The following is a 12650-nucleotide window of genomic DNA, read 5'->3' as shown; positions in this document are numbered from 1 at the left end:
AAACTGACAAACCTTCCGTTTAAGTTGGCATCCAGATAGGACTGATTTAAAACATCCAGAACCACATTCTCTGCACCGTGGGTGAAACTTTTTACTACAATACAGGCTGTAATATTTTGAATAACGCTGGTTTTACGCAGTCAGACGGCATTGTACCTCGTAATAGTGCAAGGCTTGGGAACCTAACTTACAAACAAATTGATATCGCAGACTGCGATCATTCGATGATGGCCTTTCAAACGACCAGTGTCGACAATACCAAAAGTCGTAATCTTTTTACACAAGTAATTACAGAAATCCGAAATTCACCTTACTAAGATTAGATTAATTCTCTGATTTGTTTTCTAAGGACTTAAGAGAAAAATACAAACCAAGAAGCCCAAGTAAAAATATCGGAAGCCCTGCGAGAATCTCCCCTTCTTTCCAAACAAGACATTGGATGGAATACAAACCCCCAAAGACAAAAGAAAGCCCAGAGAGTGTTCCTAGCAGAGAGATTAGCAAACGATTGGAATGGATGGTTTGGTGCTTCTTTTCTTTTTTAAAAAATCCCTTCCAAAAGAAATACGGAGGTTTGGTTGTTTCATAGAACTGAACTAAAACATCCCGATTTGTAGTGGGAAATAGATAGGTAGATAGAATGAGAACGACTGCCGAGGAGAATGCGGTGTAAAGTATGGAATAAGGAAATTCTATTTTTAAATAAACGGAGAAGAGTAAATACAAAATCGGAGAAAGGATAAAGGCCAAAATTTCTGTCCACGCAGAAATCCGCCAGAAAAACCAACGAGCAATCAAAATAAATCCAATTCCTGAGGAGGCTTCGAGTAAAAACACCCAAGCTCCTTTGATGGTCTCCATTCCATAAACAGCTAGAAAAAAAGAACAAACGGCTGTTAGGACTTGTACTCCATAAGAAACTTTTATATAATAAGATTCAGGCTTTCCTTTTTGTAAAATCGGTTTCCAAAGGTCATTCACAAGGTACGAGGCTCCCCAATTCAAATGAGTTGCCAGTGTCGAAAGGTAAGCGGCAAGAAATGCACTGAGCATAAGGCCTATCATTCCAGTGGGCATTCCTTCTTGTAATACCATAAGAAATCCTTTTCCACTTTCTACTTCCGATAGATTTGGGTAAAGGATGACGGAAACAAGGGCCACTAAGATCCAAGGCCAAGGTCTCACAAAGTAATGAGCGATCACAAACCAAAGAGAACCTTTGAGTGCTGCATTTTCATTTTTTGTGGCGAGGATTCTTTGGGCAATGTATCCCCCACCTCCTGGTTCGGAGCCTGGATACCAACTAGACCACCAAAGGACGGTTAGGAGAATCAAAAAATGATCCCAAGGAAGAGTTCCAGAAAATCCATTCGGAAAAAATAAAATTTTACTGCCATCCAGTTTGGATTTTAATCCATCAAGCCCACCAATCGCCGGTAGGTTCACTGCAAAATAAGCAAAAAGGATACATCCCATCCAAGCCAAAAAGAATTGGAAAACATCGATATAGGAGATTCCTCGAAGCCCTGCGATGGAAGTATAAAAAACACCAAATAACAATAAATAAATGAGAAGATGGGAGGCAGTCCAATGGGGAAAAAAAACGGGAATGATTTTTAACATCGCAAGATTGACCCAACCAAGAATCACTAAGTTGAGTAAAAATCCGATAACAAAGGCCTTAAATCCTCTTAAAAATTCTGCTTCCTTCCCACTATAACGAAGCCCGATTAGTTCCAAGTCTGTGGAGGCACCGGACCTTTTCCAAAGTTTAGAAAAGAAAAATACAGTGACAAACCCACCCACTGCCATATACCACCAAATCCAATTTCCGGCAATCCCTTGTCCTCGTATAATTTCTGTTACGGCAAGTGGGGTGTCTGCGGCAAATGTAGTGGCGACCATTGCCGTTCCTGCCACAAACCAAGACAAACTTCCTTCTGCTTGGAAGTATTCTTTTGTGGAATTTTGTTTGGAACGAAAACGAAAAAGAAGGAGGAGGATTACAACAAAGGGGAAAAGAAAAAATAGATAATCAAGAATGTGAAAAGAAATCATAGTCTCACTTTGATTCCCATCTCTTTCATAGTTTGTTTGGTCTCTTGGATGGAAAATTCTCCAAAGTGGAAAATGGATGCCGCAAGCACTGCATCGGCTCCGCCACGAAGGATGACTTCCGCCATATGTTCTGGATTTCCAGCGCCACCAGAGGCAATGATTGGTATAGAAAGGTTGGATGTGAAGGATTTCATGAGTGTGATATCAAATCCATCTTTGGTTCCATCTTTGTCCATAGAGGTGAGGAGGATTTCTCCGGCTCCCATCTCAAAAGCTTCCCTTCCCCAATCCAAAGCTTCTCTCCCGGTTTCCAATCGTCCGCCATTTAAGTACACTTCGTATCTTTTTCGTTCTGGATGGAATTTGACATCCATAGCGCAAACAATACACTGTGATCCGTAAATTTCACTGGAATCTTTGAGGAGTTTTGGATTTTGAAAAGCACTGGTATTGATAGAAACTTTATCAGCTCCTTTGTTGAGTACTGCCTTTACATCTTCAATAGTGCGAATTCCTCCACCAACGGTGAATGGAATAAAAAGTCGATTGGCCACTTGTTCTACCAAATGTAGAAGGATATCTCGTTTGTCAGAAGAAGCAGTAATGTCTAAAAAACAAAGTTCATCTGCTTTATTTTCTTCATAAGCCACGGCACAGGAGACAGGATCGCCGGCATCAATTAGATTTACAAATTGAACCCCTTTGACTACCCTTCCTCCTTTGATATCCAAACAAGGAATGACTCTTTTGGTTAACTCATCCATGTTAGGTGATCTCTGATGGTAACGCCAATTTACAAATTTCTAACTCAGAAACAGATTTTGCATAACTTAGAAGTTTGGATTCATCAAAATGAGAAGAAGTAATTTGTAATCCAATCGGAAGACCAGTAGAATCCACTCCTGCAGGACAACTGATGGCAGGAACTCCCGCTAAGTTGACAGAGGTAGTGAGGATATCCGCTTGGTACATCTGGATCGGGTCTTTGGTTTTTTCTCCTACTTTGAATGCCGTTGTGGGAGAAGTCGGTTGGAAAATGATATCTACAGATTTAAAAAATTCTGCATATTGTTTCCGAATGAGAACCCTTGCTTTTTGAGCTTTGCCATAATAAGCATCGTAATATCCAGAACTAAGAGAAAAGGTTCCAAGGAGAATTCGACGTTTGACTTCTGGACCAAAACCTTCTGTTCTCGATTCCGAATACAAATCCTCAAGTTTTCCTGCCCCTTCTTTGCGAAGTCCATAACGAATTCCATCGAACCGGCTTAGGTTGGAAGAACATTCTGCGGTAGCAATTAAGTAATAAACAGGAATAGCATATTTTAATAAAGAGAAATCAAGTGGAACAAGAGTTGCTCCTTTAGATTCCAAATCTTTTAAGATATCCGCATAACGTTTGTTTACATCTGGTGAAAAACTAAAATCTTCCGACTTCATCACACCAATGCGTTTGCCTTTCCAATCGATAGAAGAAACAGAACTTGCTTCAAAAGGATTTACTTTGGCTGTGGTTTGGTCTTTGGGGTCAAGGCCTGAGATGACCTCCATAAGATCGGTAATCCCTTGTAAATCATTGGAAAAGGGACCAATTTGATCTAGGCTTGATGCATAAGCGATGAGACCATACCGAGACACACGACCATATGTTGGTTTGAGTCCCCAAATCCCACAAAGAGCTGCTGGTTGGCGGATGGAACCACCCGTATCCGATCCAAGAGAAACAGGCAACATGGAGGCAGCCACTGCCGCCGCCGAACCACCGCTAGATCCCCCAGGGATACGACTGGTATCAAAAGGATTTTTTGTAGTTTGAAAGGCACTGTTTTCTGTTGAAGAACCCATGGCAAACTCGTCCATATTGAGTCTTGGGAATAAAACAAATCCTTTGTTTTTTAGTTTTTGAATGACGGATGCGTCATATGGAGAACGAAAGTTTTCCAAGATCCGAGAGGAACAAGAAGTGATCTCCCCCGTGATACAAATATTATCTTTGATTCCAATGGGAATTCCATCAAATTCAGAAAGTAATTTTCCTGACTTCCTTCGATTGTCACTTTCTTCGGCTTGTTTTAAGATTTGGTCTTTTTTGAATTCGAGAAAGGCTTTTACTTTAGAATCAGTTCCTTCGATTCGTTTGATATAAGCCGAAACTAAATCTACAGATTTTAAGGAACCATCATTTAGTTTTGTTTTGATTTCGGAATAAGTGAGAAAATTTAAATCTTTCATGTTTCAATTACCTTAGGAACCACAACGTATCCATTTTCATAGGAAGGAGCAATTTTTGCTAGGTCGTCTCGTTTCAGACCATTCTCTGCTAAGTCTTTTCTTAATTCATAAAAGATTTGTTCGTAGATTTCATCATCACCTACACTCGTTGTGTCCAAGTTTTTGATTTCGTCTACGTATTGTACAATCCGAGAAAAGTCATTTAACATAGAAGAAACTTCCTTATCTTCAATGTTCAATTTTGCCAAGTGGGCAATGTTTTTTAATTCTTTTTCATCCATAATATTTCCTCAGTATGCATTCCTATCTATAATAGCTTTTAGGGGTGTGAGTAAAATGATTTTGATATCAAGAAGTAAAGACCAGTTCTCAATATAAAAAATATCTGCCTCAATTCGTTTTTCAATCGAAGTATCTCCGCGGAATCCTTGTACTTGTGCCCAACCAGTGATCCCTGCTTTTGCCGCGTGACGTCTCATATACTGTTGGTGTTCGTTTCTAAATTTTTCTACATAAAAGGGACGTTCTGGTCTTGGTCCTACCACAGACATATCACCGAGTAATACATTAAAAAATTGTGGGGTTTCATCTAGGGATAACTTTCGTAATACCGCACCGACGACAGTAACACGTGGGTCGTCTTTTACAGTCCATAATGTGTCCGATTTTTCCTTCGCTTGTACTACCATAGAACGAAATTTGATCATTCCAAAAACTTTATTATCGAGCCCCACTCTTTCCTGTTTGTAAAAGATAGGTCCCTTACTGGTTAGTTTTATCAGTAATGCAATCAGAAGATAAAATGGACTAAAGAGGAGGATAAAAAATAAAGAAAACAAAATATCAAAACTTCTTTTTAAAACTAAATTGTATCCCAATCTTAAAGGAATATTTCGAATCGAGATGATAGGGATTCCATCCAATACCTCGACTCTTCCTTTTGCCGTTACAATTTCTTCATAACTGGGAATGACTTTTAGATCGATTCCATGAAAGTCTGCAATGTCGATGACTCCTTTTAAAGAATCCCCTTCTTCGTGTGACAAAGCATAAACGATCAAATCAATGTTATTTTTTTCTACATAGGATTCTAATTTGTCTGTTGTTGTGACAGTTTGTAGTTTTTTGGAAGATAGGTTCTTTTTTCCTGCTACAAAACCTTTTACCATATAACCGTAGATAGAATGTTTTTTGAGGGTCTCTGAAAAATTGATCGCCGACTTCCCTGTTCCAATGATGAGAACAGATTTTAAATTAAATCCCTTACTTCTTAAATATTGCATTAGGAAACGTAAGATGAAGTGAGAAAAGGAAGTGAGGATAACAGTGCAAATGGCAAAATATGCGATGACGAGTCTTGAGAAACTCTCTCCGCGAAAGAAAAAGAGAAGAGATAAAACAACAAGTAAGTTTAGAACCACTCCTGCGATGATGGCGAATAGTTCATCGGAAAAAGATAAACCTCTGCGCGGGTGGTATAAGTCTATGGATAAAAATGATATCACTTGAGAAAACCCAAGAACGATTCCTAAGATCAAATAGTTTAATGGATCGATGGTTTGGATTTGAAACGCTGAATCTGGTGATAGATAATAACGAATCGCATAAGCGGAAATAAAACTTGTGAGCGCAATGAAGAAGTCTGTCACAAGGAATAGGAGTTTGAAGGATTGGCTTCTTTCTTTTAGCATTTTAAATTCAGATTAATCCGTTAAGTCTGTAGAGGTTCCATCAAGGGGGCGTTTGCGGAATCGGTACAATCGAACGCGTGTCGCTTGTGCCGATGCAGAATCCGCAAAACTGAAATTGGTTAGGTTCACAGAAAAGTATACTGACTGGTCATAAAAAGTCAATTGGTTGTTCATAGTAAGACCTCCAGGCAACGCCCTTAAATTCATACTATATCCAAGACGATATTCCCAGTTATGTAAGTCGAGTTTCAATGTCATCATAAACCGGTTGATATTAAAAACAGTTTTTTGTCTTTCTGTTTGTCCTTGGGCTCCAGTTCCTGCGGCTAAATCTTCCCAAATCGTAGTTTGGTCATAATTGGTTCCTGTTTGCGAAGTATACAATTCGGGACTTGTATTCATTGCATAAAATTGACCTTGTGCCAGTGCTGTGAGTCGCCAAGGTTCTGTGACTCGAGAATCAAGTTCTAGTTCGATTCCGGAATATCTGGTTACTTTCACGTCGGTTTTGAAGAAAAAACGGTAACTATCCAAAAAACTATCTTTGTACACATGGTACCAAGTGGATCCTACTTCTAAACTGCGGAAGGCTCTGATGATAGGCCAAGAAAAACCTCCCATTTTATAGGAAACAGTTAAGTTATTGGAGAGGGAACGGTTTTGTGGGGTGTGGTGCACATAATCATTGTTAATGAAAACACCTGAATAAAAATTTCTTTTTCTTTCGAGAAGACTCGGTCTCCGTGTTGTAAATCCATCCACAAAATCAAAAAAACCACCTACCCGCACTACCGTATAATACCATCTTTGCATATTGGTAAGTCCAGGATTGTAAGCAGATGAGAATTGGCGTAGATCACGAATGGTTCTTACCGAAACATCCCAATCATTGAGTGCATAACTTTCTAAAGCAAACTCTGCTTCATGTTGGCGTAAGTTTCCAAGGATAGGATCCTTGGCTTCTGCTTTGTCTGCATCCAAACGACGATAAGTTGTGGATAAAAATATCTCAGGAATTCCTATGCGAGCTGTATGGGATTGCCTTACATATTGATAGGATTGTTGTTTGAGCATTGTCGCGTAAGCTTTGTTTACGTCGCGGTCGGGGCTATTTAAATCATTTCCCGATCCAGGATATTCCACTGTTTGTTTGGTAGCACCCATATAAACTGATGGAGTAAAAGACATATAAGCACCCATAGCAATCGGTGATCTAAATCCAGTTTCTCCAATCACATTGGTTTGTGATCTTAAAACAAAATCTTGGTATTGGCTTCTTGGATCCACAACTCCTGTCGTAGGATTCGTTCTTTGTTGTGGGGGTCCGTAAATCCGATTGATATTGGTTTGGAAAAGTAAGTCCCAATAAATAGGGCTACTTGTCCCCGGCACGAGTCCAATATTACTAGAGTTTCTGATGGTAACGGCAGGCAAAGTATCCGAAGCCGCAAAATATTGGTTCGCTTGGATTTGGTAAACGAGAGTCCGACTCATCGAAAAACCAACACTCAAGTCGCCACGGTTTTCCGTATAATTTAAGTTCCAGTTGAGTATGTTCCGAATGAGTCCAAATCGAACATCTCGGTACGTATATAAAGACTGGAGTGAATTGGAAGGTTGGTATCTGTTTCCAAATTCATAATCAAATTGGCGGTTACTATAGTTTTCGTATTGTAATTGAACGTTTCTTGTATAATCACGGGAAAAGTCATTAAACTTAGCATTCAAACGAATGTCTGTTTTCCACCAAGGGTCATAGTTAACGCCCGTATTGCGGTATGGTAATCCTGTATTTGGAAACATCTCGCCACGATCTACGTTGTTAGTTGTTGCTACGTTTCCAAATCCATTGTTTTTGAACCGATCTTCATATACAGGAGTGATGGCATTGTTTTTATAATTGGCATATCCAAGATTGATATTGTAATTCAAAATTGGGGAGACTTTCCACATCTCTAATTGAGCGGCTTGTCCCGTTTTTTCATACATATCAAATCGAAATTTATAGCCATTGGCAAGGAAGATACTGTTAGGATAAGAGTCTGACCATTGGTAAGAGTTCTGCCAAAACCAACCTTGGGTATTGTTTTTACCGAATTGTGTGGTGACTCCGTTTCCTGATTCGGAGTTGTATAGGACAGGGAAACGGAACACTGTGGTTCCGCCTATTTTATAAGAAACATTATAGGCTACAACGGATCTATCATCATGGATAAAAATCTTTTTGGCTTGAAAGGACTCATGAGGAAGTTCCGCATTACAAGCAGTAAAGTATCCCATTTCAAGTAAGTATCTTTTTTCATCCAAACGTTTTAGTTTTTGGCCAATAAAGTAAGAAGGGAACATACTCAGTTTGGAATTGTAAACCACACCTTGGTTGATCTTTAAATCATAAATCATCCGGTCGCCATTGACTTTGGCGTTACCGTCTTTATATTCTACTCCACCTTCGGCATAAATCTCTTGGCGATTGGCATCGATCGATACGGAGTCAGCAACCAGTTCCCCTGATCTGATTTTGAGTCGCACCTTACCACGAAGGACTAAAACTCCACCTTTGGTTTTATCGATATTCAAAAGTTGGCCTTCGGCGGCGTTCTGGATTTGAATCGGTGGGTCTTTTTTGGGTTGAGAACTTAAGAGGGCTTCCGGAGTTAAAGCCTGTTCTTCTTCTGGAACCAGTGCTTCCCGTAGTCTTTCTCTTTTTGTATATATAGTTCCTGATGGATTTAGTCCTAAATTGCGAAGGTTGTCTTCTACTTCACGATCGGACATGGCATCCACTGACTTTCGAACAAGGCCTCGTTGTACTTGAGCCGTTGTCTGTTTTCTTTCTTCTTCTTGGGAATTTTTTCCAGTTCCAGAGGCTTCTGGAAATAGAAGTTTTAGCCCGTTGATATCCTGCGCCAGAATTTCCATTCCGAAGAGAAAACCATAAAATAATATAAGGAAACGAATGGATTTTTGCACAGCGGGCTTTGAAAGTATAGAACGAGAGTTTTACACCGGTCGAAAAAATCAATGGAAAACCAGGCAGAATTTCGGACTGGAATCTCGTATTTTACCGGAAAAAGAGGTTGCTTATGTATTCATGTAATGGACATAATCAAATGGCTCAATCCTTGGGCATCCGGGAGTTTTGAATGGCAAAAACCTACTCTGGGGAGCGTATTCCTGGTACTTTACGGTACAATCTCAAAGTCAGAGAGGGAAACGCGGAACATTGTTTTATGGTTCCAGAGCCATCGATCCAAATCCCGACGGAGGGGTTTGGTCCGGATGAAAGTGCCAACCGACTAGCCTTAGCCATCCTTCTCGACTTCACCAAAAACCCACAAACTTCGTTTTCTTATTATAAAGATTTTAATTTTTTCTTGGCTGGCCTCTTTTTAGAAGACAATTGGATGTTACACTCCAGCCGCATCACTTTGTTTTTTAAATTGTTAGAAGAAACGCCACCACTAGCAAGGCCTCTGGCCTTAGGCAAACGCTAAACGACTGTTAGAGTGGTTTGATGATGGGTAGGGTAAAAAACCAAGAAGAAGAGTTTTCGTCCCGATACATTTTCCCCTTGTGTTCCGTGATGATACTTTTTGTCACTTCCAGTGAATTCATTTGGGAGATTCCCTTCATTAAATCTTCTGCCCCATTGTCTTTGATTTGAATCAGGATATGATTGTTTCCGTCTTCTTCTGCTTGTTGTAAAGAGACGGCGATTTTTCTCCCAATGGTATCTTCTCTGGTATTGACCCGAACTCTCGCATCTTGAATGAGGTTGAGTAGGACTTGTTTGATTTTTTGGGGTTGGCAATAAGCCAAAGGAACATCCCCCACTTCAATTTCGCATTGGATTCCTTCTTTTAGAAAGTATTGGTGGAGGAAGGAACGGGTGTCATTTAAGATTGTTCCCAAATTGGAATAGTTCCATTGGGAGGAAGTGGACTGAGAATAGGAAACTAGGTTTTTAATGATCTTAGCAATTCGATCGGATTCTTCTGCAATTTTGGAAGCTTTTTCTCCTAAGGAAGTATTCCCTGATTTTTTTGCTTCCACGGCAATTAGATCTGCTAAATTCAAAATGGATGTGAGTGGATTGTTGACCTCATGAGAAATTCCAGAAGCAACAAGGGCGATGGTCTCCCATTTTTGATTTTCCGCAAGCCTACTTTCTACGTTACGAATGTGTTTTTGTACTTGTGATTTATAAATTGCCATTTCAACAGAAATGTACAAATCACGGCTGTTAAATGGTTTGATTAAATATCCAAAAGGTTCTGTGGCTTTGGCTCGGTTGATTGTTGCTTCATCCGAATAGGCAGTAAGATAGATGACTGGAATTTCTTTTGTTTTTTTGATGATGGTTGCGATTTCGATTCCATCCATGGGACCGTTTAACATAATATCCATAAGTACCAAATCGAAATGTTCTGTTTCGATATGTTCTATAGCATCATTGGCATCGGAAACATAAGTCGCATTGTATCCGTATTGTTTCAGAGTGGAACAAATATTGATAGCAATGATCCTTTCATCCTCAACCACAAGGATTCTTTTAACGTCTGTTTCTTTGTCTGTTCCCACAACTGCTGTCATATATTCTAAAACCGGCTCCATCTATCAAATAGAATAATTAGAGTTTGTCAACAGAATCCATATACCAAATCTCTGTATTGTGAATGAGGATTTAAACGAAGCTCAAAATTCGGTCATTCTGTCTCCTCCAGGCCCGATCCTAGTTGTTGCGGGAGCTGGGACTGGAAAAACAAACACCCTGGTGCATAAATTGGCTTCCCTGGTTCAGGCGGGGATGGATCCAAGTTCCCTCCTCCTTCTCACCTTCACAAGAAGGGCAGCCAAAGAGATGTTAAATCGCGCGAGTGGACTTCACGATTCCCGAATGTTTTCTGTGCAAGGTGGGACCTTCCATTCCTTTTGCCACCAGTTCCTCCGAAAGTATTCTTTAGCCGTTTCCCTCAATTCGAATTTTACCATTTTGGACGAGGATGATACCGTAAGCCTTGTAGGAATGGCCCGCGACCAAGTGGTTTCCAAAGAATCCAACGTCCGCTTTCCCAAAAAAGAAACATTGGCAGAGATTTTTTCTGGGTGTTTCAATTTACAGATTTCTTTGGAAAAAGTCCTACAAAAAGACTATCCTATGTTTCTCGGTCTTACAAAAGAAATCCAAGAAATTAAATCTAAATTTACTGAACTCAAACTCAAACACAACTCTCTAGACTTTGATGATCTTTTGGATTTTACTCGTAAGATCTTAATGGAAGAAGAATCCATCAGAGAAAGGGTCGGATTACAATATAAATACATTCTAGTCGATGAATACCAAGATACCAATCGTATCCAGGCTCATATCGCTTGTTTACTCGCAAGCATTCACCAAAACATTCTTGTGGTTGGTGACGATGCCCAGTGCATTTACGGATTTCGCGGAGCCAACGTAAATAATATGTTGGATTTTCCAAAAATCTTTCCGAATACAAAAAAAATCCATCTAACAGAGAATTATCGAAGCACACAACCTGTTTTGGATTTGGCGAATGCAATTTTAGATGCGAGTAAAGAAAACTACAAAAAACATTTAGTATCGAAGATCCAAAACTTAAACGACAAACCAAAACATACAAAGTTTGAGTCTTCCGAAGAAGAAGCAACATGGATCGCCGATCAAATTTTGGAATTGTATGAAAATAATATTTCTTTGTCGGAAATCGCCGTATTATTTCGCGCAGGCTTTATCTCCAATCTTTTGGAAGTCAAACTCAGTGCCAAACAAATCCCCTTTCGAAAATACGGTGGGAAACGATTTTTGGACTTAGCTCATGTTAAAGATTTACTTTCTTATTTGCGGATCATTGATAATCCAAAAGACATTCTCTCCTGGAACCGGGTTTTACTTTTAGAAAAGAATATTGGTAAGAAGTATGCCCAAGTTCTCTATAAAAATCTCGAAACACATAACTTCCAATATGAATTGATCGAAAACTCACCCACATTCTTTTTGGGAATTCCCGATTTGGCAAAGGTCTCGTTCCAGAATCTAATGCAGATTTTTAAATCTCAAATCAAAAGTTTGAGAAACAGTATGGCGATTGTGGAAACCGTTATCTCTCATTATTTTCCCATTTTAGAAAAGGAATATGATGACTTTGATAAAAGAAAACAAGATCTGGAGTCATTTAAGATTTTAGCCAAATCTTCCCCGAATCTTTCTGACTATTTAGCAAACCTTACGCTCGATCCCACAGAAAGAACGGATACAAACCCACCGGACAAGGAAGAAGATGAATTTTTAACTCTATCCACCATTCACTCCGCGAAGGGATTGGAATGGAAGTATGTCTTTACCATGCAAGTGGTAGAAGGAAGTTTACCCAGTTCCCGAATCAAAACGGTCCAAGATCTAGAAGAGGAACGTCGCTTGTTTTATGTGGCGATCACGAGAGCCAAACAGGGTTTGTTTCTAACCTCTCCTGTTTTTTCTGATAAAAATAGATTAACGACCGTAAGCCGATTTTTGGTAGATTTACCAAACCTAAAAGACCTTGTGGAAGATGTCCTTCCCGACCTTACTGAAAACACGCAAGCGATTCCCGACACGTCCACTAAAAACGACCGGTTTCAAGACATCCAAAAATACTTTTTGAATTGATT

9 protein-coding genes and 1 pseudogene are annotated in these 12650 nt (G+C 39.6%); 3 read left to right on the top strand and 7 right to left on the bottom strand.

Annotation, left to right across the window (positions count from 1 at the left end; all coding sequences use genetic code 11):
- Positions 1 to 71: 71 nt before the first annotated feature.
- Positions 72 to 317, top strand: a pseudogene (locus JWG41_RS20330) (hypothetical protein); the annotation flags it as partial.
- 7 nt (positions 318 to 324) lie between these two features.
- Here the strand turns inward: JWG41_RS20330 and JWG41_RS20325 are convergent.
- From JWG41_RS20325 to JWG41_RS20300, 6 genes are read right to left on the bottom strand one after another with little or no spacing between them, the layout of a single operon-like run.
- Complete coding sequence (locus tag JWG41_RS20325) at positions 325 to 2058, bottom strand: sodium:solute symporter family protein (protein ID WP_205271466.1); 1734 nt, start codon at positions 2056 to 2058, stop codon at positions 325 to 327.
- Complete coding sequence (gene hisF / locus JWG41_RS20320; RefSeq protein ID WP_205271465.1) at positions 2055 to 2822, bottom strand: imidazole glycerol phosphate synthase subunit HisF; 768 nt, start codon at positions 2820 to 2822, stop codon at positions 2055 to 2057. Before hisF ends, JWG41_RS20325 begins: the two co-directional genes overlap by 4 nt.
- A 1-nt stretch (position 2823) precedes the next feature.
- Complete coding sequence (gatA, locus tag JWG41_RS20315; protein ID WP_205271464.1) at positions 2824 to 4290, bottom strand: Asp-tRNA(Asn)/Glu-tRNA(Gln) amidotransferase subunit GatA; 1467 nt, start codon at positions 4288 to 4290, stop codon at positions 2824 to 2826.
- Positions 4287 to 4571, bottom strand: a complete 285-nt coding sequence (gene gatC, locus JWG41_RS20310; protein WP_205271463.1) for an Asp-tRNA(Asn)/Glu-tRNA(Gln) amidotransferase subunit GatC — start codon at positions 4569 to 4571, stop codon at positions 4287 to 4289. The genes gatA and gatC overlap by 4 nt, the downstream gene beginning before the upstream one ends.
- Positions 4572 to 4580: 9 nt before the next feature.
- Positions 4581 to 5981: an undecaprenyl-phosphate glucose phosphotransferase gene (locus JWG41_RS20305; protein WP_205271462.1), complete on the bottom strand. Its 1401-nt coding sequence runs from the start codon at positions 5979 to 5981 to the stop codon at positions 4581 to 4583.
- A gap of 12 nt (positions 5982 to 5993) precedes the next feature.
- Entirely contained in the window at positions 5994 to 8900 is a 2907-nt protein-coding gene (locus JWG41_RS20300) for an LPS-assembly protein LptD (RefSeq protein ID WP_205271468.1), read from the bottom strand.
- 224 nt (positions 8901 to 9124) lie between these two features.
- On the opposite strand from JWG41_RS20300, the gene JWG41_RS20295 reads away from it, so the two are divergent.
- Positions 9125 to 9475: a hypothetical protein gene (locus tag JWG41_RS20295; RefSeq protein WP_205271461.1), complete on the top strand. Its 351-nt coding sequence runs from the start codon at positions 9125 to 9127 to the stop codon at positions 9473 to 9475.
- 7 nt (positions 9476 to 9482) lie between these two features.
- Here JWG41_RS20295 and JWG41_RS20290 read toward each other — a convergent pair whose 3' ends face one another.
- Positions 9483 to 10574, bottom strand: coding sequence for a response regulator (locus tag JWG41_RS20290; RefSeq protein WP_205271460.1), 1092 nt, complete (start codon positions 10572 to 10574; stop codon positions 9483 to 9485).
- 79 nt (positions 10575 to 10653) lie between these two features.
- Between JWG41_RS20290 and JWG41_RS21285 the strand changes: the two genes are divergently transcribed.
- Complete coding sequence (locus tag JWG41_RS21285; RefSeq protein WP_205271459.1) at positions 10654 to 12648, top strand: ATP-dependent helicase; 1995 nt, start codon at positions 10654 to 10656, stop codon at positions 12646 to 12648.
- Positions 12649 to 12650: the final 2 nt, after the last annotated feature.

This window comes from Leptospira chreensis, from assembly GCF_016919165.1.
GTDB classification, from domain to species: domain Bacteria; phylum Spirochaetota; class Leptospiria; order Leptospirales; family Leptospiraceae; genus Leptospira_A; species Leptospira_A chreensis.
The sequence above is the reverse complement of the archived record's forward strand: the minus strand, read 5'-3'. Positions and strand labels throughout refer to the sequence as shown.

Bases quoted from the DNA above. Each gene is read 5' to 3' on its own strand.
- JWG41_RS20325 (WP_205271466.1), bottom strand. From the start codon at position 2,058: ATGATTTCTTTTCACATTCTTGATTATCTATTTTTTCTTTTCCCCTTT.
- hisF (WP_205271465.1), bottom strand. From the start codon at position 2,822: ATGGATGAGTTAACCAAAAGAGTCATTCCTTGTTTGGATATCAAAGGA.
- gatA (WP_205271464.1), bottom strand. From the start codon at position 4,290: ATGAAAGATTTAAATTTTCTCACTTATTCCGAAATCAAAACAAAACTA.
- gatC (WP_205271463.1), bottom strand. From the start codon at position 4,571: ATGGATGAAAAAGAATTAAAAAACATTGCCCACTTGGCAAAATTGAAC.
- JWG41_RS20305 (WP_205271462.1), bottom strand. From the start codon at position 5,981: ATGCTAAAAGAAAGAAGCCAATCCTTCAAACTCCTATTCCTTGTGACA.
- JWG41_RS20300 (WP_205271468.1), bottom strand. From the start codon at position 8,900: ATGGAAATTCTGGCGCAGGATATCAACGGGCTAAAACTTCTATTTCCA.
- JWG41_RS20295 (WP_205271461.1), top strand. From the start codon at position 9,125: ATGGCAAAAACCTACTCTGGGGAGCGTATTCCTGGTACTTTACGGTAC.
- JWG41_RS20290 (WP_205271460.1), bottom strand. From the start codon at position 10,574: ATGACAGCAGTTGTGGGAACAGACAAAGAAACAGACGTTAAAAGAATC.